Genomic DNA, 19,599 nt, shown 5'->3' with positions numbered 1-19,599 from the left:
GGGGGAAGCGGAAGCCGCACTCGGCGCGGCTATCGGGTCGCTCGCCGGTACTATCGGCAACCACGCGACCTGCGGTTGAGCGGCCCCTACAGTGTTTATGCGCGTTTGGCTTGCGTTATTTTCATCACCCCAAGATCAGCCGCGCCGCGCCTTCCGGACAACACCTTCCTGCGCCACGCTCGCCACCAGTTCTCCATCGCGGTTGAAGATCCGTCCGCGGTTGAAGCCGCGCCCTCCGCCAGACCACGGGCTGTCCGTGGCGTAGAGCAGCCATTCGTCGGCGCGCGCAGGGCGATGGAACCAGATAGCGTGGTCGAGGCTGGCTCCCTTGAGTTCGCCACGCGCCCAGCTCAGGCCGTGGGGCAGGGCAGAAGTCCCCAGCAGGGTGTAATCGCTGGCATAGGCGATCACGGCGCGGTGCAGCGCCGGGTCGTCGGGCAATGCGGCTGCGGCGCGGAACCAGCTGTGAGCGTGGGGCGGTTTCTTGTCCGCATTCATCCAGTGGAGCTTGCCGCTGGTGCGCATCTCTATGGGGCGCGGGCGGGTCATGAGTTCGCGCTGGGCATCGGAGATTTCGCCCATTTCGGCGAGGAATTTCTTCCGCATCTCGGTATCGGACGGCAAATCTTCTGGGGCGGGCACGCTGGGCATGGGGCAATCGTCATGCTCCAGCCCCTCCTCCGGAAGCTGGAAGCTGGTGGTTAGATTGAGGATGGCCGAGCCGTCCTGTCGCGCCACCACCCGGCGGTTGGCGAAGCTGCGCCCGTCGAAATCGGCGGCGACCGCATAGTCGATGTCCACGCCTTCGCGCCCGCCGCGCAGGAAATAGGCGTGGAGCGAATGTGCCTCCATGCCTTCAGGTGCGGTGGCCTGGGCGGACTGGAGCGCCTGTGCGATTACCTGGCCGCCGAAGACGCGGCCTATGCCGCCGGGTTGCTGGCCGCCGGTAAAGGCGTTGTCGCCAGCGGGCATAACGGTCAGCAGGCGGACGAGGCCGGCGACGAGTTGTTCTGGGGTCATGCTATCACTCACGCTGAGGCATGTGCGTTCCGTTTACGTGAGCGTCAAGAAAAAGGCGGCGACACCGGAGTGCCGCCGCCCATTCGAGCAGTGTGATCGAAGCGATCAACCAGCCGCGAGAGCCGCCAGCAGCAGCAGCGCGACGATGTTGGTGATCTTGATCATCGGATTGACGGCGGGGCCGGCAGTATCCTTGTAGGGATCGCCCACGGTATCGCCAGTCACCGCGGCCTTGTGGGCTTCGCTGCCCTTGCCGCCGTGGTTGCCGTCCTCGATGTACTTCTTCGCATTATCCCATGCGCCGCCACCTGCGGTCATGGAAAGCGCGACGAAGATACCGCCGACGATCACGCCGAGCAGCAATGCGCCAAGCGCGGCAAAGCCGTTCTCCTGTCCCGCGATGAAAGTGATCAGGAAATAGACCACGATCGGAGCGAGCACCGGCAGCATCGAAGGAATGATCATTTCCTTGATCGCCGCCTTGGTGACGAGATCCACGGTGCGCGCATAGTCCGGCTTGCTGGTGCCGGCCATGATGCCCGCATCGCCAGCGAACTGTTCGCGCACGTCCTTGACCACGTCGCCCGCAGCGCGGCCCACGGCGGTCATGCCCATCGAACCGAACAGGTACGGGAGCAGTGCGCCGAGGAGCAGACCCACGATGACGTAGGGGTTCTCGAGGCTGAAATCGACGTCCGCGTTCGGGAAGAACTCGGCGAGGTCGGTGGTATAGGCAGCGAACAGCACCAACGCGGCGAGGCCGGCCGATCCGATCGCATAGCCCTTGGTCACTGCCTTGGTGGTGTTGCCCACCGCGTCGAGCAGGTCGGTCTTTTCGCGAACGCTGTCGTCGAGACCGGCCATTTCGGCGATGCCGCCCGCATTGTCCGTTACCGGACCATAGGCATCGAGCGCCACGACCATACCGGCCAGCGCCAGCATCGCTGTCGCCGCATAGGCAATGCCCATGAGTCCGGCGAGCTGGAAGGTCGAGATGATGCCCGCCACGATCAGGATCGTGGGCAGCGCGGTCGATTCAAGGCTGATGGCAAGGCCCTGGATTACGTTGGTGCCGTGACCCGTTTCCGAAGCCTTGGCGATCGACCTCACCGGACGATAGTTGGTGCCGGTGTAGTATTCGGTGATCCAGATGATCAGGCCGGTGATGGCAAGACCGATCAGCGAGCACCAGAACAGGTCCCAGCCGGTGAAGCTGGTGACCTGCTCGGCCGTGCCTTCCTCCGCCAGCGGAGCGCCCACATCGATGCCGGAAATCGCCGCACCGATTTCGGTCCCCATGCCGCCGAGCGATACATTGATCGCTACCCAGATGAGCGGGATCGACAGGACAGCCGTTACGATGAAACCCTTGTACATCGCCCCCATCACATTCGTGCCGCCTTTGCTCAGCTTCACGAAATAGGTCCCGATGATGCTGGTCACGATGCAAGCACCGCCGATCAGCAGAGGCAATGCCATCATCGGCAGCAGCAGCTCGCCCAGCCGCTCGCCGAGCAGCAAGGCGGTGAGAACCATGGTTGCGCCCACGGTGACGACATAGGTTTCGAACAGGTCGGCAGCCATGCCGGCGCAGTCGCCGACATTGTCGCCCACATTGTCCGCTATCACCGCGGGGTTGCGCGGATCGTCTTCGGGAATGCCTGCTTCGACCTTGCCGACGAGGTCGGCGCCGACATCGGCAGCCTTGGTGAAGATACCGCCGCCCAGACGCGCGAAGATCGAGATCAGCGAGGCACCGAAGGCGAGGCCGACGAGACCGTCGATCACTTCACGGCTATTGGGGGCGTGTCCGCCCGGACCGACAAGGTACCAGAAGAACACGGCAATCGCGAGGAGGGCGAGGCCCGCCACCAGCATGCCGGTGATGGCACCTGCGCGGAAGGCGAGGGTGAGACCCTGCTGCAACCCGCTCTGCGCGGCGGCGGCCGTCCGCACGTTGGATCGCACCGAGATATTCATCCCGATGAAGCCCGCGACGCCCGACAGGACTGCCCCAATAACGAAACCGACAGTCGGAATGATGCCGAGGAAAACGAAGACCAGTGCGGCGACGACGACGCCGACGAAGCTGATGGTAGTGTACTGCCGCTTCAGATAGGCCTGCGCGCCTTCCTGGATGGCGGCGGCGATTTCCTGCATTTTCTCATTGCCTGCGCCCGCATTGAGCACCTGGCGGCTGGTGACGAAGCCGTACACGACGGCCAACAGTCCCAACCCTATGGATAGGATTACAAGGTCCACGAAAAACTCCCCTCCCGTTTATATGTTTGATGCGACCCGGCATGGGAGACGCCGACGCATGATGGCGGGAAGGTATAAGGGGCATTGAATTGCTGGCAAGGGGGCAGTCGCGCACATTTCCGCGCCTTTTTCTGCCTCGGCCCGAAAGTTCAGTGCGTAAAGCCCAGATCGCCATGGGGAGGTTCGCCGTCGAGGAGCAGCGCGGAGGGACCTCTTTTCAGGACTTCGCCGATGGGCGTGAGCGGCAATTCTGCCTCCAGCCCGGCGGGTCCGGTGCACAGCAGGACGTAGTCGTCGCCCCAGCGCAAGGCCTCGTCCAGCCTGCCTTGCGGTGCGAGCGGCTCCAGCGCCTCGCGGCTCAGCGATAGCGTGGCCTTGCTGGCATCGGCAATGCGCGATGCGTCGAGCAGAAGTCCGTCGGATACGTCCATCATCGCGCTAACGAGGGGCGCGAGTTTTTCGCCCAGTTCAAGCTGCGGGGTAGGGCGGCGATAGGCGGTGTCATCCTCCTCGCCGTCATCTCGCAGGCTCTCGAATCCGGTCATCGCCTTTCCGATCGGGCCGCCCAGATAGACCGCGTCGTTGGGAAGGGCTCCACTCCGCGACGGCACAGGCCGATGGGTTGCATGCCCTATCGCGGTGCAGCCCCAGACGCGGCGGCCTTCGGCGCGCACGGTGTCACCGCCCAGCAGCGGGACGTCATATGTCTCGCAAATCTCGCGCAGTCCGGCGATGAAGCGGTGATCGTCGTCGCCCAGCATATGCGATACGAGAATGCCCATTGGCTTCGCACCCATGGCGGCGAGGTCCGACAGGTTCACTGCCACCAGCTTCCACGCAATATCTGCCGGGTCCTGCCCTTCGAGGACATGCACGCCGTCGACCAGCGTATCGTGGGTCAGGACCAGTGTCTCGCCGCCAATCTCGATGACTGCGGCATCGTCTTCCAGCCCGCGCGCTTCGGGAGTCGTTGCCAGCGCACGCAGGGCGGAAATGAACTCGCGCTCGTTCAGCGTCCCGCCTCTTTGGCCACAGCATCGAGGATGCCGTTGACGAACTTGGCTTCGCGGTCGTCGAAGAAGGCCTTGGCGACATCGACATATTCGCTGATGGCGGCGGCCTTGGGCACGTCGCTGCGCGCAATGAGCTCATAGGTGCCGGCGCGCAGGATCTGGAGCATGGTCTTGTCGAGCCGTGCGAGCGTCCAGCCGGAGGCGAGCCGCGCTGTCAGCAATTCGTCGATCTCTTCGCGGCGCGCATCCACGCCTCTGACCAAATCATCGAAAAAATCGACGTCGGCATCGGCATATTCGTCGTCCTCGATCACCTTGCCAAGGCGGTGCTGGTGGAACTCGTTCAGCAGCTTCGCAGTCGCGGTTTTTTCCATCTGCTGCTGGTAGAGTGCCTGCACCGCGCCAAGGCGGGCGGCGCTGCGGGACTGGGAACGGGGATTCTGGCTCAAGCAAGCCTCCTGGAAATCGAAAGGGCATGCGCGGGGAGGCCCTCGGCCTCGGCAAGGCGCACGGCGGCGGGGCCGATGGCCCGCAGCGCATCTTTGGACGCGCCGATGAAGCTGGTGCGCTTCATGAAATCGAGCACCGACAGACCACTGGCGAAACGTGCACGGCGGCCGGTGGGCAGGACGTGGTTCGGGCCGGCGATGTAGTCGCCCACCGCTTCGGGCGTATTGCGGCCGAGGAAGACGCTGCCCGCATGCCGCAGCTTCGCAAAGATCGCCTCGGGATCATCGGTCGCGATTTCGACATGCTCGGCGGCAAGGCGGTCGGACAGGGCGGGCGCCTCGTCGAGGCTGTCGACGATGACGATCAGCCCGTGATCGTCCCAGCTTGCCTTGGCGGTCTTCGCGGTCGGAAGGTTTAGAAATTCCAGATCGATCGCATCCTCGACCTGTGCGGCAAGCCTGCGGTCATCAGTGATCAGGATCGACTGGCTGGTAGGGTCGTGCTCGGCCTGGCTCAGGAGGTCGGCGGCGATCCACTGGGGATCGTTGTTACCGTCGGCGATGACGAGGATTTCGCTGGGCCCTGCGACCATGTCGATGCCGACCACGCCGTAGAGCTGGCGCTTGGCTTCGGCGACCCAGGCATTGCCCGGTCCGGTAATCACGTCGACGCGTTCGATCCGCTTCGTGCCATAGGCGAGGGCGGCCACCGCCTGCGCGCCGCCGACACGCCAGATTTCGTCCACGCCCGCGACATGCGCGGCAGCGAGTACGAGATCGTTCGCTTCGCCCTTGGGCGTGGGCGTGGCGACCACCAGCCGCTCGACGCCCGCGACCTTGGCGGGAATGGCGTTCATCAGCAGCGAGGATGGATAGGCCGCGCGTCCGCCGGGGACGTAGAGACCGGCAGCTTCCACCGCATTCCAGCGCGCGCCGAGCCGCATTCCGATATTGTCGGTATAGTCGCGGTCCTCGGGCAGCTGGCCTGCGTGATAGGCGCGGATGCGTGTCGCGGCGGTTTCGAGCGCTTCGCGCAGTTCGCCGTCGAGCCGGTCGTAGGCTGCCTTGCACTCCTCCATTGAGATCGACCAGTCGGTGTCGCCGGTGAGATTATGCTGATCGAAACGCTTGGTATATTCCACCAGCGCGCTGTCGCCTCGCTCGCGCACCTCATTGAGGATGTCGCGGACATCGCGGCCCACCTGTGCATCGCTCTCGCGCCGGTCGCGCACGACACGCTCGAACTTCGACTCGAAATCGGCGTCGGAAGTGCGGAGCAACTGCATCAGGCGGCGCTCCGTTCGTCGCTGATCGCGCAAAAGGCCTCGACCAGTGCACCGACCCGCGGATCGGTTTTCAGCGCAGCGCGGTTGACGATCAGACGCGCGGTGATGTCCATGATGCGGCTGGTTTCGACGAGCCCGTTTTCGCGCAGAGTGGTACCGGTCGACACGAGGTCGACGATCCGCCCGGCGAGGCCGAGTTCGGGAGCGATCTCCATCGCGCCGTTCAGCTTCACGCATTCGGCCTGGATACCGCGCGCCTCGAAATGGCGGCGGGTCAGGTTGGGATATTTCGTCGCGACGCGCAGGTGGCTGGCCCCGTTGGTCGCCCGTGCGCCCGCAGGTTCGGCCACCGAGAGATGGCAGCGGCCGATATCGAGATCGACCGGCGCATAAAGTTCCGCATAGTCGAATTCCTCGATCACGTCGGAACCCACGATACCCAGCTGCGCTGCGCCATGGGCAACGAAGGTCGCCACATCGAAGGCGCGCACGCGGATCAGGCGCATGTCTTCGCGCGTAGTAGCGAATGTCAGCGAGCGGTTCGCCTTGTCGTGAAAGGCATCTTCCGGCACGACGCCCGCGCGCGCCATGACGGGCAGCGCCTCTTCGAGGATGCGGCCCTTGGGAATGGCAAAGGTAAGACTGTCGGTCATTGCGGTGCGGCAGATAGGGTCACGGACGAAAAAGGGCAACGGATATGGCCGATCACGGCGTGATGGATATGGTTTCGGTCCCCGAAGCGATCGAATGGCAGGCAGAGCACGCCGAAAAGGCAGGCGCACCGGGTACGGCGCAGGTCATCCGCGCGCTGCTGGCATTGGAGGACAGTCAGGCTGCCACCGCACGCCGGATATTCGCCTGGCAGGGCCTGGGACTGCGTGACGCCATGCCGCTCAGGATTGCGGGCGGGATCCACAACCTGCTGCTGACGGGCGAAGAGCCCCGGCTGGAGGATGTCTACGCAGGCCGTGTCGCATCGCAGGACGATGTCGACGCGCTCATTCGCGAAATCGTGGAAGCCTATGACGCGCAGCTCATGCCATGGCTCGACGGGCCGCCGCAGACAAACGAGGCCGGGCGATCTGCCAGTTTCGCCGCAGCGCTGCTATGGCTGGCGGATGGCCGCACGACGGGGCAGTTCGAATTCCTCGAGATCGGGGCGAGCGCCGGCATCAACACGATGATGGGCCGTTATCGCTATAATCTCGGCGGCGTGGCCACTGGCCCGAGCACCAGCCGGATGCAGATCGAGCCCGAATGGCGCGGCCCGCCCCCGCCTGCCAGCGACATCGGCTTCACCGATGCCCGAGGCAGCGACATCTCGCCGGTCGACCTGACCGATGAGCGGCAGGCGCTGCGTCTCAAAAGCTATGTCTGGCCCGAAGCGACCGGCAGGATGGCCCGCATCGACGCGGCGATTGCACTGGCCGAGCGCATGCCCCCCGAGATCGAGCGGATGGATGCCGGCGACTGGGTCGAGAAGGAACTCGCGGGCAAACAGGACGGGGGCGCGACGCGCGTGATCGCGCATTCGATCATGTGGCAATATCTGCCCGATTTCACGCAGGAGCGGATCGAAACGGCATTGCAGGGGGCGGGAGCCGAAGCGACTTCGGAAAGGCCGTTGGCGCATATCGCACTCGAAACCAATCGTGAGACCTTCCAGCACGAGCTCAAGGTGCGATACTGGCCCGGAGGCGAAGAGGCAGTGCATCTCGCCAATGCGCATCCCCATGGCGCATGGGTGGAGTGGCTCGGCGGCTAGGCCGTCCGCTCGAGAAATTCTTCTATTGCCGCGTTGACCGGCCCGGGCGCTTCCCACGGCACGAAATGGCCGCAGTCCGGCACTTCGACGAGCGTCAGGTTCTCGACATGGTTGCCGAGTTCGGCGGTGTTCTCCGGCGGCAGGGCAAGATCGTCCTGCGCCCAGATGACCAGCGTGGGAATGCGCAGGCGCGGGAAAGGCGGGGGCGACCAGTCTTCGGGCAGCTCGAAGGGCGCATCCATCGGCGGAATATCGATCGGGCTGGCGCGGTACCAGTTGAGCATCGCGAAGGCGGCATCGCGGTCCTGCCATTCTTCCAGCAGGCGTTCGCGCTCCCCCGGCTCCATCTTGTCGGGCGGGTCCCACTTGATCTCCTGCATCAGCAGGCCGCCAAGACCATGTTCGTTTACCAGCGCATCGTTGGCGGGATCGCGGAAGCCGCGCATATATTGGCTCGCCTCGCGCTGCACGGGCGAGGTGTAGAGCAGCTTCTGGAAGACCGCGTGGTGCGGCGCGTTGGCGATAATGGCGCACTTCACGCTGCCCATCTCCTGCCCCGCCATGGCCACACCCCAGGCGATTGCGCCGCCCCAGTCGTGGCCGACCACCGTGAATTCCTTCACTCCCAGGGCGTCGGCCAGCAGGAAGATGTCACCCACCAGCTTGTCCGGAGTATAATTCTCCACCCCCTCCGGCTTGGACGATCCGCGATAGCCGCGCTGGTCGGGCGCGATGCAGCGATAGCGATCGCTGAAATGCGCGATCTGGTGCCGCCAGGTCCGGTGGCTTTCCGGAAAGCCGTGAAGGAAGATTAGCACCGGCGCGCTGCGCGGACCGGTATCCACGCAATCGAGTTCGATCCCGTTGGCGAGGGTGACGCGGATCTGCTCCATCATTCGGCCTGCATCTTTTCCATATACCATTTCGCCACCATACCGGCGACCTGGTCGAACAGCTGGTCCGGCGTGCGGCGCATCTCGCCCATCGCTTCTTCCATACCTTCGGCCACGATGATCTCGCGCTGGTTGAGCTCGATCGCATCGACGATCCGCTTGGCGGCATCTTCGGGCGCGATGCCGTTGTCGATCACCTCGTCGCTGCGCCCGCGCTTGGTTCCGTCGGATGTAAGCGCGTTGCGGCTGACATCGGTGGCGACCGAGCCGGGGCAGATGACGTGCACGTCTATCCCGCTTTGCGACAGCTCTCCGCGCAGCGCGTCGGCATAACCGATCAGGCCGTGCTTCGCCGCGCAATAGGCAGTGCGCATGGGCACGCCCACCTTGCCCGCGATGGAGGAGACGAACACCAGCCTCCCGCTGCCGCGCCCGGTCATGTGCGGAAGCAGCGCCTGCGTCGCGGCGATCTGCGCGGTGAGGTCGATCTCGATGATGTCGCGGTAGACCTGCATGGCGGTGTCGACTGCCGGGCTGCGCTGCGAAATGCCGGCGTTGGCGACGAAGATGTCGATCCCGTCCTTCCAGCCGATAGCGGTGTCCGCAGCTTCACTCATCGCCTGGGAGTCGCGGACATCGAAGGGCAGGGTAAGCGTCTCCGTTTCGAGCCGTCCTGCGACCGCGCTCAGCCGACCCTCGTCGCGGCCCGACAGGATGATGTTTGCGCCCCGGCTGGCCCATTCTTTCGCCAAGGCAGCCCCGATGCCGGAGGATGCGCCGGTGATCCAGGCGGTCTTGCCTTCGAAACTCATGGGATTTCCTTCAGGGATAGGTGACGGTCTTGGGCTCGCCTTCGGGCAGGGGAATGCGCTCTTCGCTGTCGCCGGGTACTTCGGGGAAGCGTCGTTCGCGCCAGTCTTCCTTCGCCTGATTGATCCGGTCGCGGCTGGAGCTGACGAAGTTCCACCAGACATGGCGCTTGTTCTCGAATGCCTCGCCGCCCAGCAGCATTACGCGGGCGCCCGATTTGCTTTCCAGCGTCATGTCGCGCCCGGGCTGGAGCACGGCGAGTTCGTAAAGCTTAAGCTCGTGCCCGTCGACGCTGGCCTCGCCGCCCACCAGCATGACGGCGCGTTCGTCGGCATCTTCTTCAAGCGGGATGGCGCCGCCTGCACCGAGAACGATTTCGGCGTAGATCGTATCGGCATGGGTGGTGGTGGGCGCACGTTCGCCCCACAATTCGCCCATGATGACGATAGCCCGCGCCCGGCCATCCTCGACGATAGGAAGATCCGTCACCGCTTCGAACGCCGGGTCGATTTCCTCGCGCCCGTCGGGCAGGGCGAGCCAGGTCTGCATCCCATAGAGCCGCGGACCGGCGTTGCGCTCCGCCGCCGGGGAGCGTTCGGAATGGACGATGCCTTTCCCCGCCGTCATCAGATTGACCTGTCCTGGCCGGATGGTGGCGAAGCTGCCGATACTGTCGCGGTGATCGATCGCGCCTTCGAACAGCCAGGTGACCGTGGCGAGGTTGATGTGCGGATGCGGCCGCACGTCCATCCCGCTGCCGAGATCGAGCTGCGCAGGGCCGAACTGGTCGACGAAGATGAAGGGGCCGACCATCGATCGCTTCTTGGCCGGGAGCACGCGTCGGACCTCGAACTGGCCGAGATCGTGGGTGGTAGGAGTTAGTATGTGTTCGATCATGTTTCTCGCCGAATTGCGTTAGCGATCCCTACCCATTAGCACTGCAGACCATGACAACCTCTTTGATCGTAGTCGATGATTTTCTTGCCCATCCGGAGAAGACGAGAGAAGAAGCGCTGGGGCTTGACTATCCCGATTTCGAAGGGCCTTTCCCTGGGCGCAATTCGTTGCAGCGTCTCGAACTGCCCGGGCTCACGAATGCGGTGATGCAGATAACTGGCGAGCGGCTCAAACCGCTCGATCCCCCCATGAGCCATATGAAATGCCGTATTACGTTGGCAAGTGATCCCTTCGATGCTCAGGTCCACATCGATCCCGGATACTGGTCAGGCATTCTTTATCTGTCACGAGACGAAGACTCTCGGGGTGGCACGCGGTTTTTTCGTCACAAAAGAACCGGTAGCGAACGCGCTCCGTTGAACCTTCAGGAATGTGAAACAATGGGGTTCCGCGATGCTAAAGCGATGCAGATTGGCATGGTTGAACAGGATGGCCGTGATCCGCAGAAATGGGATCAGATTATGGAAGTCCCGATGCGATTTAACCGGCTGGTGCTGCTGAGACCCTGGCTATGGCACACTGCGGGGCCTGGGTTCGGAACAAGCCTTGAGAATGGTCGGCTGATCTATGTGATGTTTTTCATGCCCGATCGTTAGGGCTTCGGTGCCGAAGCCTGAATGGCAAGGGCGTGCACCCGCTCGCCCGGAATGTCGCCCAGCGCGCGGTTGACCATGCGTTGGCGTTCCAGCCTGCTTTTGTCGGCAAAGGCGGTGGCTTCGATCACCACTGTGAAATGCGATTCCCCGCTGCCGTCGTCCCCGGCATGGCCGTGGTGCTTGGCGCTGTCGTTGATCACGTCGAGCCGCGTGGGGCTGAAGGCCTCGGTCAAGAGACGTTCCATTTCCTGCTGGACCGTTTCGGCCATTCGTTCGAATCTCCCTTCGGGTCTTTCCATACAGGGTTTCGCACCCCATCCTACAACGAATGCGCCAGTCAAGGTTTCACGGAAGATACGAAGATACCGGTAGGGTGTGCGATCACCCCTCCTGCAACGAGCCGGGAGAGTTCCGCGCGCCGGGCAGCGGACACCGCTACGACGGGCCGGGCCAGTGGCGCTGGATGTGCCTGGATCACGTGCGAGAATTCAACGCGGGCTACGACTGGTTCGAAGGGATGAGCGCGGAGGAAATCCTCGATGCGCAGGGTCCCACGAGCGGTTGGCGCACGGAAAGCCCGACTTTCAGACCCACTGCCGGCGTCGACGGTATGCCACGCTGGGCGGATTACGACGATCCACTCGACGCGATTTCGGCGCGTGCCGGCGGTATCAGGAGCCGTGCCCAGCGCGAAGCGGAAATGGCGATGGACGGCCGCTTCAGCCGCGAGGAGGCCGAGGCGCTGGAGGTGATGGGGCTTGGCACCAACATCGACAAGGGCAGGTTGCGGCGCCGCTACACCGAACTCGTCCGTCGCTATCATCCCGATCGCAACGGGGGCGACCGGCAATTCGAGACCCGGCTGAACCGCGTTGTCGAAGCCTACCAGACGCTGCGAAGGTCACGTGCCATCGGCTGATCCCGATCTTGCCGTGTCGCGCTAGCCTACCGCATCGGCAGGATAAGTTACCTTAGGGAAGTAGTCGGTCCCGCGCCCTTCGGGGGTCGTATCGAGCAGTCCCCACAACGAATCGAAGAAATCGAGGCCTCGATGGTGCTGACCGGGATCCTCCGGGGCATAGACCAGCTCGCTCCCCCAGAAATGGCGCACCTTGTCGCCATCCCGGCGAAACACGTTGAGCATCGGCTCATCCCAGTTCTCGTCGTCCGCGTAGCCGCGCTCGGCGCGCATCGCTGGGGTGAGGCCGGCGGTGTAGCCGTAGTAATCTCTGCTATAGTCGTTGCCTGCGGTGGACAGCATCTGCAGGTGGTTCCAGCCGCGCGAATGCGCCCAGGCGGAAAGCCTGGCGATGGGCGAACGGGAAACGACATAGAGCGGCGCGCGGTATGGCAGGTGCCGCGCCGCGCCTTCGGCGCAGTCGAGCAGATGGGTGCAGCCGGGGCAGGCGGCATCGCGATCCGGCCCGTACATCAGGCTGTAGAGCATGATCGACGGAAACTCGCCGAACAGTTCGGACAGTCGCACCTTCTCCGGGCGGGAAAAGGCTCCGATGCGTTCGAATACATAGTCCTCAGGCACCTCGCCGCCAGGCGGTAGCGCGCGGCGCATTTCCGCCACCGCCTCGGTCTGCCGCCGCAGCGCGATCTCTGCAGCGAGCAGCGTGTTGCGCGCCTGACGGTATTCGGGGCTTTCGCCGGGGTAGTGCATGCGGGCAAAGTCGTCGGCCACGGCTCAGCCTCCTTCTTCGCACAGTGCCTTGAGCTGGTCGGCGCAAGCGCCCCAGCCTTCCTCAAAACCCATTTCCTCGTGCTGCTTCTTCGCTTCGTCGGTCCAGTGTCGCGCACGGGCGGTATAGCGTGTGCCGGTACCCCCATTCACTTCGGCGGGAGCGATCTCCCATATGCCGATCATGAACGGCCCTGCGGGTTCGAAATCGCCGGTTACCGCGTCGGTGGTCACGAAGCGTTGCCCTTCGTCCCAGGCGAGGTAGATCCCGTTCTGCGGCATCTTCTCGCCGTCGGGGCCGTAAAACGTCATATCGCAGCGCCCACCTGCGCGGCGATCCTGATGGTCGATCTCGGCGCGCCACGGCTTGTGGCACCACCACTCGGTCTGGCGGTTCGTCATCACCTCCCACACCGTTTCCGGCGGGGCGTCGATCAGGCGGGTAATGGTCAGTTCCTTGGTGTCGGTCATCAGAAAGTCCTCTCCTCGATGAAGTTAGTCCCGGTCTGGCGCGCCGTAAGGGAAAAGGGGACGATAGGGGCGGGCATCGTCGATGCAGCGCGCGACTTCGGGAAGGGTGAGCAGTTCGGCGCGCAGCGCGGAAAGACGTGGGCAGGAACCGGGAATGCGCTCGACCCAGTCGGCGTAGAATAGCGCGGGCGCGGCGGCGCAGGTCACCAGGCTGACATGCGGCGGCAGTTCGTTTTCGCAAAGCCACCGTTCAAGCCAGGCATAGCTCCGGCGCAACCCGGCTTTACCCGCGGCAATTTCGGGTACGTACGGTTCGTCCCGCAGCCCGCCTGCGCCGGGATCGTCCTTGTCGACGAAATAGGCCGCTATGACGCGCTGCATATTGCCCATCACGTAATTGTCGAACACGCGGTCGAGCATCCGCGCAACAACGGCTTCGGCCGGGTCGGTCGGGATGAGCGGGGCCACACCGGGGTGGTGAACCGCCAGATGCTCGACGATGCTGGTCGCTTCGACCACGATGGCCTCACTATCGACGAGCACCGGGAATTGCCCGGAAGGGTGCGCCTTGCCGGTGAAGCTCTCGAACTTCGGCAAGGTAGGATCGACCTGGCGGAACTCGAACGACGTTCCGTTCGCATAGAGCGGGATCAACGCTTTCCAAGTATAGGACGAGAACGGGTGTCCGTGGAGTACGAGCATCACCAATCTCCCGCTTCCATCCGCGCGCGGCGGGCCAGTTCGCGTTCGCTGGTAACCGGGATGGGACCTTCGTCGGGATAGGGGGGCAGCGTTCCTCCGGGGCGGTAGGTGGCGACGACCGTGCCCTTGTCGGTCACCCGGTGGTCGGTCATCTCCAGCCTGTCTGTGGGTGTGCCTTCCCCGAACAGCCTCTTCCCGCTGCCGAGCAGGACGGGATAGGTCATGGTGATGAGCGTATCGATCAGCCCTGCGGCCAGCAGTGCCGGATAGATCGTGCTCGACCCCTGGATGATCAGGTCCGCGCCGTCTCCTTCCTTGAGCGCGGTGACATCCTCTACCCCGGAGAGGCGGTGGCTGTTCTGCCATTCGAGCGGCTGATTGCCGCGGGTAAGTACGTATTTGTTCGCGCGGTCGAAGGCTTCGCCCATCGGTTTTTCATCGCCTTCGGCATAGGGCCAGTAGGCGGCAAAGATGTCATAGGTCCGCCGGCCCAGAAGCAGGTCGTAATCGCCTGAGAACAGCGATCCGAGCGTTTCCTCGATTCCCTCGTCCCACAGCTTGAAGACCCAGCCGCCTTCCTCGAATCCTCCGGTCGGATCCTCGGTCGACCCTCCGGGGGCCTGCATCACCCCGTCGAGCGAAAGGAAGGCGGCGCCGGTGATCTTGCGAGGCATAGCCTCAACCTCCCTTGCGGGCGGCGTCAATTGCAGCGATGTCGATCTTCTGCATCGTCATCATCGCCTCGAAGGCGCGGCGGGCTTCATCGCCGCCTGCCATTTGCGATTCCAGCAGCGTGCGCGGGGTGATCTGCCAGCTGAAGCCCCATTTATCCTTGCACCAGCCGCAGGCACTTTCCTGCCCGCCATTGCCGACAATCGCGTTCCAGTAGCGGTCGGTTTCGGCCTGGTCCTCGGTCACGATCATGAAGCTGACGCTTTCGTTGGGCTTGAACATGTCCCCGCCGTTGAGACCGGAAAAGCTGCGCCCCATCACTGTGAAGTCCACAGTCAATGCGTCGCCCTTCTTCCCGCCGGGAAAATCGGAGGGTGCGCGGAAGATGTTGCCTACCGAGCTATCGGGAAACGTGTCCGCATAGAACCGCGCGGCTTCTTCCGCGTCGCCATCGAACCACAGCACGGTGGTGAGTTTCTCAGCCATTCTTGCTCTCCTCGATCAGTTGGTTGTCGATCGCCTTGGCCTCCTTGTAGGCCTGTCTTTCCTTGCACCTGTCGGCATAGGCCACGATCGCATCACGCTTGGGCAGCGTGCCGAAGTCGGTGCCCCAGATTGCCTGACTGCCGACATAGACATCGGCCATGGTAAAGCGTTCTCCGCAGACATAGTCGCGGTTGAGCAGCAGCGTTTCGAGCGCATCGACCGTGCGTTCGTAACTGCCGAAACCCGCCATGCCCTGCTGTTCCTCGGTCGGCTTCCATCCCATCGAATGCGCGGTGATCGCCTGCTCGACAGGCCCGGCGGCGAAGAAGAGGAGGCGGAAATAGTCTGCCGTTTCCTCTGGCTTTGGCATGAGGTCAGGTGCCTGCATGGCGGCCAGGTAATGGCAGATCGCCGCGCATTCGGTGACGACGTGGTCGTGGCCGTTATGGTGATGGACCAGAGTCGGCACTTTGCCCATCGGGTTGGCGTCGAGCAGCGCCTGCGGCTTGTCCTGCCAGTCGACGATTTGCGTGTCGTAATCCGCCCCCGCTTCGTGCAGTGCCCAGCGCACGATCTGGCCACGGCTCATGGGATTGGTGAAGAAGGTATAGTCGGCCATGGCTCAGCCTCCCTTCTTGCCGATGATGCTGAACATCGCGCCCTGCGGATCGATGGCGTTGAAGACGTACTCGCCGCCGGGAATTTCCATGGGTCCGTTGATGACCTGGCCGCCATTGGTCTTCACGTAATCCACCGCAGCATCGATTTCGGGCACGCGGAAATAATAGCTCCACATGCTGGCGGGCATTTCGGCGGTTTTCTGCATGATCGCGCCGAGCGTATAGTGGTCGGTGCTGTATATGTCGTAAGAGCCCATTTCGCCCATATCCATGCTATCGGCCTTCTCCCAGCCGAACAGTGCGGTGTAGAATGCGTGGGCGCCGGCCTGGTCGGCGCTGACCAGCTCGTTCCAGGCGCAATGGCCTTCGCGCGGTTCGTGCTTGGCAAAAGACTGGCTGCCTTCGCCTTCGGGCTGCATGAGATAGAAAGGCGCACCCTGCGGATCGGCGACCATCGCCATGTGGCCCACGCCATCGAGGTGGTTCGGCCCCATGAAGAGCTGTCCGCCCTTGTCTTTCAGCGCGGCGAGCGAAACGTCGATATCGTCGACCGCGATATAGCCAATCCAGGCCGGGCGCGCGCCGCCCTTGGTCATGTCCTCGGTCAGTTCGAGCAGTCCGACCACTTCAGTGTCGCCCTTGCTGCCAAGCCGGTAATCCATTCCCGGTGTGCCGCTGCCCGCGAACTTCCAGCCGAGCAGGGGTTCGTAGAACGCCTGCGCCGCGTCTGCATCGCTTGTCATCAGTTCGTACCAGACGAAATCGCCTTGCTTGTCAGCCATGTGAAACTTCCTCTCTTTTTGCGTCTGCGGCCGCGAAGTGGGCCATCTGGTCGGCGTGCGCCTTGCGGAAGGCGGGCCGGTCGGTCATTCGTGCAACATAGGCTTCGCTCGCCGGGCGATTGCCGTGCTTGCGGATCAGGTCGACACGCAGGACGTCGGCCATCATCAGGTCCGCTGCAGTGAAGCGATCGCCCACCAGCCATTCGCGTTCGGCGAGCACGGCCTCCATCTGGTCCAGCCGCTTGTCGAGCCAGTCGGTAATGCCGGGAAGCTCCTGCTTCGACCATCTCAGGACGATCCAGGGCATGGACACCATCTCGATCGAGTTCAGCGCTGCCATGATCCATTGCAGAACCTCGATCTCTCCGGACGGCTCTTGCGGGATCAGCCTGTCGCTTTTGCGCGCCAGGTGCATCAGGCAGGCTCCGCTTTCGAACAGGCGCAAATCGCCATCTTCCAGCATGGGAACCTGGCCGAAGGGCTGGGTATCGAGATGGTTGGTATGCCGGTCGTCGAAGCCGACCGTTTCGATGCGATAGGGAATGCCCGATTCCTCGCACGCCCAGCGTAGGCGCAGGTCGCGCACGAAGCCGCGCGGGCCGCCGGGCACCCAGTCGAGGGTCCAGATGATTACGGGTTCAGTCACGGCGGCGCTCCTCAAAGATCGACGATCGGGCGGAAGCCGCCCCAGAACATGCGTTTCCCGTCGAAGGGCATGTCATCGCCGGGGCCGTCCTTGTGATCCTCCATCATCTTTGCCCAACCAGCGTCGCGCGTTGTCTTGTCGGGCCATTCGACGAAGGAAAATACGACGTTCTCGCCGCTTTCGGCCTTAACCGCGCGCTTGAAGTCGGTAACCTTGCCGTCGGGCAAATCGTCGCCCCAGGCCTCCAACACGCGGGTGGCGCCGAGATCGCGGAAGACAGGGGCCATCTTGGCGGCCAGCACACGGTACTCTTCCTTCTTTCCCTCGGGCACGGGAACGAGATATCCATCCGCATAGTCGCCGCCGCCTTCGCCTTCGTCGACCAGCGTGTCGAATCCGCCAAAGATCATCCGCTTGCCGTCGAAGGGCATGGGGTTCTTTTCCGCATCCATGCGCGGGTCCTTCATCCACTCTTCGGAGCGGGCCATGACCGCGTCGCGGCTGGCCTTGTCAGGCCATTCGATCCAGCTGAAGACGACCGTTTCATCCTCCTTCGCCTGCACGGCGCCCTGGAAATCCGTGACTTTGCCCTTGGGAACATCGTCACCCCAGGCTTCCACTATGCGTGTGGCACCTTGGTCCTTGAACACGCCGTCAGCCTGACCGGCGTGCGCGATGAATTCTTGCCGATTTGCGGTGGGAACGGGAATTACGAAACCGTCGAAATAGCTCATCGTCTCTCTCCTCGGATTGCGAATGGTAGCAGGCGATTATTGCGCTATCGCTTCGGCGGACGGCCCCTCGACGGCGGCCTGCATGTCCATCCAGTGCGGCTCCCAGATATGGCCGTCGGGATCTTCGAAGCTGCGCCCGTACATGAAGCCGAGATCCTGTTTCGGATTGCAGTCCGGTGTACCGCCGCTGGCGGCTGCAGTTTCGGTGAGGGAATCGACCGCTGCCCGATCCTCGCAATTGATCGCCAGCATCAGCTGCGCGCTCTTTTTTGCGTCGGGGATCGCCTTGGTAGTGAAGGTGCTCCACTTCTCATGCGTCAGCAGCATGACATAGATCGCGTCCGACAAGACCATGCAGGCGGCGGTATCGTCGCTGAACATCGGATTGTTGGTGAAACCGATGGCTTCGTAAAAGGCTTTGGACTTTTCAAGATCTGCCACCGGAAGGTTCACGAAAATCATCTTGGTCATTGGTCCTCTCCTTGCTGCCTGCGACTCGGGACTTGTGTTGTGTGGCGCATTGAGTTACTAAAAGCAACTATGCAGTTACAAAAAGAAACTGAAGCCGGTTCAGGCGTGCACGGCAAGTGGTATAACGATGCCTGCGGCACGGCCTTCGGCATGGAACTGGTTGGCGAGCGGTGGTCGCTGCTTGTGGTCAGGGAATTAATGTTCGGGCCGCTGCGCTTTTCCGCGCTGCGGGCCAACCTGCCCGGAATTTCGGCCAAGGTGCTGACCGAACGGCTGGAGAAGCTGGAAGCGGCCAATGTGCTGGCGAAGCGAACCTTGCCGCAGCCCTCGAGTGCGCAGGTCTATGAACTCACCGAATGGGGCTATGCCGCCGAGCCGCTGATCCAGGAACTGGGTCGCTGGGCCGCAAAAAGCGCGCAGCACGATCCCACGCTGCCGCTATCGCCCACCAGCTTCATGCTTTCGCTGCGTACCATGCTCGACCCGGCGAAAGCGGGCGACTGGCGCACGCGCATCGGTTTCCGATTTCCCGAGGTCGGCTTCGTGGCGGAACTTGTGGAGGGCCGTATGCCCGTGCAGCGCATAGAACCGGAGGAATGCGACGCGATCTTCGTTGCGCCCGCCGGGCCCTCGCTCGCTGCGATGTTCTATGTCGGCGTTCCGGCAGAGGAGGTGGGTGTTCGCATCGAAGGCGAGTTGGCTGCTGCCGAAAGGTTCATGACGCTGTTCGAACTACCTGAGAAGATCGGGTAAGAGATTTCAAGTTTCTGTCAGCGCATAAAGGACTGACTTGGGGTGGCTAGCTGACGCTAGAGAGCTTGAATGACGCCAATTATTTGCACATATGATTTCTTACCAGCTTGTTCCAATGAGCGTTGACCACAAAAATAGGCCGCTGGAAGGACTACGACCTGAGCGCCACCTTTTTTCAAAGCAGCAGAAACGTTGTCGAGCGCTACTTTTACTGACGTCCAGTGCACGTTCTCGTCGGTTGCTTGGGAATAGCATATCGAGAACGCCCGCAGATTGGATCCGGACCAAGAAGCGACGACTTTGTCCATGAACTCAATTTGAGCGGGCGGAAGTTCGCCATTCCTGCCAGGAAAAACAAAATAGGGGCCTGGGTTTGGATCGTAGAAATCCAAAGGGGGAGGGGGAGTGCCTAGATGCTCTTGGGGATGAGCCTGAGAAAACCCAGCACCCATTGCAATCAAGGCGAACGCTATGAGACGAAATACACTCTGCATAGCGCTAAGCTACAAGATTGAAATATGACT

25 protein-coding genes and 1 pseudogene are annotated in these 19,599 nt (G+C 62.9%); 4 read left to right on the top strand and 22 right to left on the bottom strand.

Annotated features, from left to right (window positions below; all coding sequences use genetic code 11):
• Positions 1–135: 135 nt before the first annotated feature.
• From K3180_RS09430 to hisG, 6 genes are all read right to left on the bottom strand, one after another.
• The gene (locus tag K3180_RS09430) at positions 136–1,032 is read right to left on the bottom strand and encodes an acyl-CoA thioesterase (RefSeq protein WP_221540276.1); all 897 of its coding nucleotides are present in this window, start codon (positions 1,030–1,032) and stop codon (positions 136–138) included.
• A 93-nt stretch (positions 1,033–1,125) separates the two neighbouring features.
• Entirely contained in the window at positions 1,126–3,282 is a 2,157-nt protein-coding gene (locus K3180_RS09425; protein ID WP_221540273.1) for a sodium-translocating pyrophosphatase, read from the bottom strand.
• A 149-nt stretch (positions 3,283–3,431) separates the two neighbouring features.
• Positions 3,432–4,295 (bottom strand): thiamine-phosphate kinase, encoded by an 864-nt coding sequence (gene thiL, locus K3180_RS09420; RefSeq protein ID WP_221540399.1) that lies wholly within the window; start codon positions 4,293–4,295, stop codon positions 3,432–3,434.
• On the bottom strand, positions 4,292–4,744 hold the full coding sequence (nusB, locus tag K3180_RS09415) for a transcription antitermination factor NusB (protein WP_221540272.1): 453 nt from the start codon (positions 4,742–4,744) through the stop codon (positions 4,292–4,294). Before nusB ends, thiL begins: the two co-directional genes overlap by 4 nt.
• A complete protein-coding gene (gene hisD, locus K3180_RS09410) occupies positions 4,741–6,030 on the bottom strand; it encodes a histidinol dehydrogenase (RefSeq protein WP_221540269.1) in 1,290 nt (429 codons plus the stop codon). Before hisD ends, nusB begins: the two co-directional genes overlap by 4 nt.
• On the bottom strand, positions 6,030–6,683 hold the full coding sequence (gene hisG, locus K3180_RS09405; protein WP_221540267.1) for an ATP phosphoribosyltransferase: 654 nt from the start codon (positions 6,681–6,683) through the stop codon (positions 6,030–6,032). The genes hisD and hisG overlap by 1 nt, the downstream gene beginning before the upstream one ends.
• Positions 6,684–6,727: 44 nt before the next feature.
• Between hisG and K3180_RS09400 the strand changes: the two genes are divergently transcribed.
• The gene (locus K3180_RS09400; protein WP_221540265.1) at positions 6,728–7,795 is read left to right on the top strand and encodes a DUF2332 domain-containing protein; all 1,068 of its coding nucleotides are present in this window, start codon (positions 6,728–6,730) and stop codon (positions 7,793–7,795) included.
• On the opposite strand, the gene K3180_RS09395 is transcribed toward K3180_RS09400, so the two are convergent.
• The 3 genes from K3180_RS09395 to K3180_RS09385 are packed head-to-tail and all read right to left on the bottom strand — an operon-like array spanning position 7,792 to position 10,395.
• Positions 7,792–8,691 (bottom strand): alpha/beta fold hydrolase, encoded by a 900-nt coding sequence (locus tag K3180_RS09395; RefSeq protein ID WP_221540263.1) that lies wholly within the window; start codon positions 8,689–8,691, stop codon positions 7,792–7,794. The two genes, K3180_RS09400 and K3180_RS09395, sit on opposite strands and share 4 nt — an antisense overlap.
• Positions 8,688–9,500, bottom strand: a complete 813-nt coding sequence (locus tag K3180_RS09390; RefSeq protein ID WP_221540261.1) for an SDR family NAD(P)-dependent oxidoreductase — start codon at positions 9,498–9,500, stop codon at positions 8,688–8,690. The genes K3180_RS09395 and K3180_RS09390 overlap by 4 nt, the downstream gene beginning before the upstream one ends.
• Positions 9,501–9,510: 10 nt before the next feature.
• On the bottom strand, positions 9,511–10,395 hold the full coding sequence (locus tag K3180_RS09385) for a pirin family protein (RefSeq protein ID WP_221540258.1): 885 nt from the start codon (positions 10,393–10,395) through the stop codon (positions 9,511–9,513).
• 50 nt (positions 10,396–10,445) lie between these two features.
• Between K3180_RS09385 and K3180_RS09380 the strand changes: the two genes are divergently transcribed.
• Positions 10,446–11,051, top strand: coding sequence for a DUF6445 family protein (locus K3180_RS09380; protein WP_221540257.1), 606 nt, complete (start codon positions 10,446–10,448; stop codon positions 11,049–11,051).
• Here the strand turns inward: K3180_RS09380 and K3180_RS09375 are convergent.
• Complete coding sequence (locus K3180_RS09375) at positions 11,048–11,320, bottom strand: BolA family protein (protein ID WP_221540255.1); 273 nt, start codon at positions 11,318–11,320, stop codon at positions 11,048–11,050. The two genes, K3180_RS09380 and K3180_RS09375, sit on opposite strands and share 4 nt — an antisense overlap.
• Before the next feature lie 59 nt (positions 11,321–11,379).
• Between K3180_RS09375 and K3180_RS09370 the strand changes: the two genes are divergently transcribed.
• Complete coding sequence (locus K3180_RS09370) at positions 11,380–11,970, top strand: J domain-containing protein (protein WP_221540253.1); 591 nt, start codon at positions 11,380–11,382, stop codon at positions 11,968–11,970.
• A 21-nt stretch (positions 11,971–11,991) separates the two neighbouring features.
• Here K3180_RS09370 and K3180_RS09365 read toward each other — a convergent pair whose 3' ends face one another.
• The 11 genes and pseudogenes from K3180_RS09365 to K3180_RS09320 form a co-directional block, all read right to left on the bottom strand.
• On the bottom strand, positions 11,992–12,741 hold the full coding sequence (locus K3180_RS09365; RefSeq protein WP_221540252.1) for a DUF899 family protein: 750 nt from the start codon (positions 12,739–12,741) through the stop codon (positions 11,992–11,994).
• A gap of 3 nt (positions 12,742–12,744) precedes the next feature.
• On the bottom strand, positions 12,745–13,209 hold the full coding sequence (locus K3180_RS09360) for an SRPBCC domain-containing protein (protein ID WP_221540250.1): 465 nt from the start codon (positions 13,207–13,209) through the stop codon (positions 12,745–12,747).
• Between the two features lie 24 nt (positions 13,210–13,233).
• Entirely contained in the window at positions 13,234–13,911 is a 678-nt protein-coding gene (locus tag K3180_RS09355) for a glutathione S-transferase family protein (protein ID WP_247710456.1), read from the bottom strand.
• A complete protein-coding gene (locus K3180_RS09350; protein WP_221540246.1) occupies positions 13,911–14,585 on the bottom strand; it encodes a dihydrofolate reductase family protein in 675 nt (224 codons plus the stop codon). Before K3180_RS09350 ends, K3180_RS09355 begins: the two co-directional genes overlap by 1 nt.
• 4 nt (positions 14,586–14,589) lie before the next feature.
• Entirely contained in the window at positions 14,590–15,069 is a 480-nt protein-coding gene (locus tag K3180_RS09345) for a VOC family protein (protein ID WP_221540244.1), read from the bottom strand.
• On the bottom strand, positions 15,062–15,688 hold the full coding sequence (locus tag K3180_RS09340) for a glutathione S-transferase family protein (RefSeq protein ID WP_221540242.1): 627 nt from the start codon (positions 15,686–15,688) through the stop codon (positions 15,062–15,064). Before K3180_RS09340 ends, K3180_RS09345 begins: the two co-directional genes overlap by 8 nt.
• Positions 15,689–15,691: 3 nt before the next feature.
• Positions 15,692–16,471: a VOC family protein gene (locus K3180_RS09335; RefSeq protein ID WP_221540240.1), complete on the bottom strand. Its 780-nt coding sequence runs from the start codon at positions 16,469–16,471 to the stop codon at positions 15,692–15,694.
• The gene (locus K3180_RS09330) at positions 16,464–17,117 is read right to left on the bottom strand and encodes a glutathione S-transferase family protein (protein ID WP_221540238.1); all 654 of its coding nucleotides are present in this window, start codon (positions 17,115–17,117) and stop codon (positions 16,464–16,466) included. The genes K3180_RS09335 and K3180_RS09330 overlap by 8 nt, the downstream gene beginning before the upstream one ends.
• 11 nt (positions 17,118–17,128) lie before the next feature.
• The gene (locus K3180_RS12930; RefSeq protein WP_247710464.1) at positions 17,129–17,503 is read right to left on the bottom strand and encodes a DUF1428 domain-containing protein; all 375 of its coding nucleotides are present in this window, start codon (positions 17,501–17,503) and stop codon (positions 17,129–17,131) included.
• A pseudogene (locus tag K3180_RS12925) lies at positions 17,492–17,851 on the bottom strand (DUF1428 domain-containing protein); the annotation flags it as partial. The gene K3180_RS12930 and the pseudogene K3180_RS12925, both read right to left, overlap by 12 nt.
• Positions 17,852–17,887: 36 nt before the next feature.
• Positions 17,888–18,322 carry a VOC family protein gene (locus K3180_RS09320; RefSeq protein ID WP_221540235.1) on the bottom strand — a complete coding sequence of 145 codons (435 nt, stop codon included), beginning with the start codon at positions 18,320–18,322 and terminating at the stop codon, positions 17,888–17,890.
• Between the two features lie 69 nt (positions 18,323–18,391).
• Between K3180_RS09320 and K3180_RS09315 the strand changes: the two genes are divergently transcribed.
• A complete protein-coding gene (locus K3180_RS09315) occupies positions 18,392–19,075 on the top strand; it encodes a winged helix-turn-helix transcriptional regulator (RefSeq protein WP_247710454.1) in 684 nt (227 codons plus the stop codon).
• Between the two features lie 56 nt (positions 19,076–19,131).
• On the opposite strand, the gene K3180_RS09310 is transcribed toward K3180_RS09315, so the two are convergent.
• Positions 19,132–19,467 carry a hypothetical protein gene (locus K3180_RS09310; protein WP_221540233.1) on the bottom strand — a complete coding sequence of 112 codons (336 nt, stop codon included), beginning with the start codon at positions 19,465–19,467 and terminating at the stop codon, positions 19,132–19,134.
• Positions 19,468–19,599 lie beyond the last annotated feature (132 nt).

Source organism: Qipengyuania huizhouensis (genome assembly GCF_019711635.1).
Classification (GTDB): domain Bacteria; phylum Pseudomonadota; class Alphaproteobacteria; order Sphingomonadales; family Sphingomonadaceae; genus Qipengyuania; species Qipengyuania huizhouensis.
Note: the sequence above shows the minus strand (reverse complement) of the source record. Positions and strands in the feature narration are given on the sequence as shown.

Excerpts from the sequence above, each read along its gene's own strand:
- hisD (WP_221540269.1), bottom strand. The coding sequence starts at position 6,030 with ATGCAGTTGCTCCGCACTTCCGACGCCGATTTCGAGTCGAAGTTCGAG.
- hisG (WP_221540267.1), bottom strand. The coding sequence starts at position 6,683 with ATGACCGACAGTCTTACCTTTGCCATTCCCAAGGGCCGCATCCTCGAA.
- K3180_RS09400 (WP_221540265.1), top strand. The coding sequence starts at position 6,728 with ATGGCCGATCACGGCGTGATGGATATGGTTTCGGTCCCCGAAGCGATC.
- K3180_RS09395 (WP_221540263.1), bottom strand. The coding sequence starts at position 8,691 with ATGATGGAGCAGATCCGCGTCACCCTCGCCAACGGGATCGAACTCGAT.
- K3180_RS09390 (WP_221540261.1), bottom strand. The coding sequence starts at position 9,500 with ATGAGTTTCGAAGGCAAGACCGCCTGGATCACCGGCGCATCCTCCGGC.
- K3180_RS09385 (WP_221540258.1), bottom strand. The coding sequence starts at position 10,395 with ATGATCGAACACATACTAACTCCTACCACCCACGATCTCGGCCAGTTC.
- K3180_RS09380 (WP_221540257.1), top strand. The coding sequence starts at position 10,446 with ATGACAACCTCTTTGATCGTAGTCGATGATTTTCTTGCCCATCCGGAG.
- K3180_RS09375 (WP_221540255.1), bottom strand. The coding sequence starts at position 11,320 with ATGGCCGAAACGGTCCAGCAGGAAATGGAACGTCTCTTGACCGAGGCC.
- K3180_RS09370 (WP_221540253.1), top strand. The coding sequence starts at position 11,380 with ATGCGCCAGTCAAGGTTTCACGGAAGATACGAAGATACCGGTAGGGTG.
- K3180_RS09360 (WP_221540250.1), bottom strand. The coding sequence starts at position 13,209 with ATGACCGACACCAAGGAACTGACCATTACCCGCCTGATCGACGCCCCG.
- K3180_RS09355 (WP_247710456.1), bottom strand. The coding sequence starts at position 13,911 with ATGCTCGTACTCCACGGACACCCGTTCTCGTCCTATACTTGGAAAGCG.
- K3180_RS09350 (WP_221540246.1), bottom strand. The coding sequence starts at position 14,585 with ATGCCTCGCAAGATCACCGGCGCCGCCTTCCTTTCGCTCGACGGGGTG.
- K3180_RS09345 (WP_221540244.1), bottom strand. The coding sequence starts at position 15,069 with ATGGCTGAGAAACTCACCACCGTGCTGTGGTTCGATGGCGACGCGGAA.
- K3180_RS09340 (WP_221540242.1), bottom strand. The coding sequence starts at position 15,688 with ATGGCCGACTATACCTTCTTCACCAATCCCATGAGCCGTGGCCAGATC.
- K3180_RS09335 (WP_221540240.1), bottom strand. The coding sequence starts at position 16,471 with ATGGCTGACAAGCAAGGCGATTTCGTCTGGTACGAACTGATGACAAGC.
- K3180_RS09320 (WP_221540235.1), bottom strand. The coding sequence starts at position 18,322 with ATGACCAAGATGATTTTCGTGAACCTTCCGGTGGCAGATCTTGAAAAG.
- K3180_RS09315 (WP_247710454.1), top strand. The coding sequence starts at position 18,392 with ATGCAGTTACAAAAAGAAACTGAAGCCGGTTCAGGCGTGCACGGCAAG.